Annotated in this window: 1 protein-coding gene; it reads left to right on the top strand. The window is 62.6% G+C overall.

Going from position 1 to position 1,223, the window contains the following annotated elements:
* The first annotated feature begins 325 nt into the window (after positions 1 to 325).
* On the top strand, positions 326 to 1,042 hold the full coding sequence (locus tag ACIG87_RS32285; RefSeq protein WP_396855408.1) for a hypothetical protein: 717 nt from the start codon (positions 326 to 328) through the stop codon (positions 1,040 to 1,042).
* The last annotated feature ends 181 nt before the right edge of the window (positions 1,043 to 1,223 follow it).

The raw sequence follows: 1,223 nt of genomic DNA, 5'->3' as shown, positions 1-1,223 counted from the left end.
GTGGTTTCTTGCCCATGCCTTCCATGATGAACATCCTCCCGAGGGGCACACAGCCCCTCTGAGCTGGGATGTCCGTCAAACCGGGTCAGGGCCAGGGGTACAGCGAATGACCTGATGGGCAGATGCCCCTTCCACCGACCTGCCGGCCGAGGTCCGTAATGGAGGCAATCTTTAGAACGGACGAACGCGACACAGGATCGTGGCTTGCCCGAGGCCCGCCGCCAGTACCACGTCGGGCCGGTGCCGACCGGGACGACACATTCGGCCTCGGGCCGGTACTTGCGGCACCTTCACCGTATGGTGCTATCAGGTGCATGCTTGGTCCGTGCAGGCCTGGGCCGATGGTGACCTTGAGACGGAGTTCGAGCAGCGGCTCCACGGGCTCCTTGTGGAATTCTGCCCGGATTTGCGGCATCCAGAGCTGCCCGAGCCGTATCGCAGCAACCCGCGTTTCGTGGCGTACCACCGTCGGAACGCCAAGCGTAGGCACCTTGGTGACCTGCTGACGGCGCGGCCTGAGGTTGCCGCTGCGGTCGCCAGTCGGGTGTTGGCCGCGATCGTCTGCGACGAGAATGTCTCCGCCAACAAGCAGTTGATCCACCCAATGCTGGCGGCGATCGGACGGCACCGCGTACAGCGCTACCTCATTGCAGTGATAGAGACAGGACCGGAGCACAAGAAGGTGTGTACCGTACGCGCCTGGTACTGGTCTCAGGTCAGCCTCGTCTACGAGTCGGTCGAGGACCTTCGTGCACTCCGGCCAACCGCGACCAGCCGGGCTGCTGACGACGAGGTGGCGGATCTGCGTGGCCTGTATCGGATCGCGTGCCTGACCGCATTCGTCGCTTGCCCGCACACGGCCACCCGGGAATGGTTGGCCCGAGGAATAATCCTCAAGGACACGTACTACCCCGCAAACCTCCACGATCTGGTGGCCCAAGCACGCGCGATCGCTGAGGAAGATCCACACCGATACAAAGACCTTCTTGCCAAGGAGGTCGACGGAACGAACATGGCGCAGCTTGGCTTCGAGGACCCCTAGCTGCCGGGATACTACGCGCTCTTCGCGCCAAACTCACCGGGCACTGCACTTCTATGGCAGCGCGAGAAACACCTTCGATCGATGCGCTAGTAGTGCTTTGTTAGGTTGGTACCAGTTGGTGGCAGAGTGGGCAGAATCCGAGCCACGTCGCGAGGTGGTATTGCAGCTCGCGGAGGACGGT

The organism is Micromonospora sp. NPDC051925, assembly GCF_044548625.1.
Classification (GTDB): domain Bacteria; phylum Actinomycetota; class Actinomycetes; order Mycobacteriales; family Micromonosporaceae; genus Micromonospora.
Note: the sequence above shows the minus strand (reverse complement) of the source record. Positions and strands in the feature narration are given on the sequence as shown.